The organism is Protofrankia sp. Cas3, from assembly GCF_963555955.1.
Taxonomy (GTDB): domain Bacteria; phylum Actinomycetota; class Actinomycetes; order Frankiales; family Frankiaceae; genus Protofrankia.
The window spans coordinates 4,050-4,847 of sequence record NZ_CAUVXP010000263.1 but is presented as its reverse complement, the minus strand read 5'-3'; the positions used below and the strand labels follow the sequence as shown (position 1 = coordinate 4,847).

At 61.9% G+C, this 798-nt stretch carries 1 protein-coding gene; it reads left to right on the top strand.

Annotated features, from left to right (window positions below; genetic code table 11):
* Nucleotides 1-798 (top strand): ISAs1 family transposase (locus tag U9983_RS26740; protein ID WP_322756666.1); only part of this gene is annotated, 798 nt, incomplete at both ends.

Genomic DNA, 798 nt, shown 5'->3' with positions numbered 1-798 from the left:
CCACGAGAATACCCCAACCCCTGCTGGCCCGATTGGGCGCACCCTATGACCACTTCCTCGGACGGTACCGAGTACCCAGTGAGAAGACAATCCGCAGGGTCCTCCAGGCCATCGACAGTGCGGCCCTGGACGCCCGCATCGGTTGCTGGCTCTTCGCGCAGACCGCCTCTGAGAACGGGGAGCAGATTGCCATCGCGATCGATGGCAAGGTCATGCGTGGAGCCTGGGTCGACGAGAAGACGCAGGTCAAGCTCCTAGCCGCGATGATCCATGGGAGCGGTCTCGTCGTCGGACAGATCCGTGTTCCCGACGACACCAACGAGATCACCCAGGTCGGAAATCTGCTCGACAGGCTTCCGGATATGCCGGGCAGGCCGACCGTGACCCTCGACGCGGCGCATACGCAGGACGACACCGCAAAGGACATCGTCAAGCACGGGATGGATTATGTGATGACCGTGAAGGGGAACCGCCCGACACTAAAAAAGCAGACGTTCGACCGGGTCCTTCCACTTCTCCAGGAACCAGCCCACCACGAGGTCGAGGAACGTGGACACGGCCGGATCAAAAACTGGCAGACCTGGGCCACGAAAGCCGAAGGTATCGAGTTCCCGCATGTCAACAATGCGGCCATCATTCGGCGAGACGAGTTCGACCTCGCCGGAACTCGCCTCACTCGCGAATATGCCCTCGTCCTCACCAGCGCAGCGAGCACGCACGCCACAGCGCACTACTTCCACTCCCACGTCCGCGGGCAGTGGGGCATCGAAAACCAAATCCACTACACCCGCGACACGG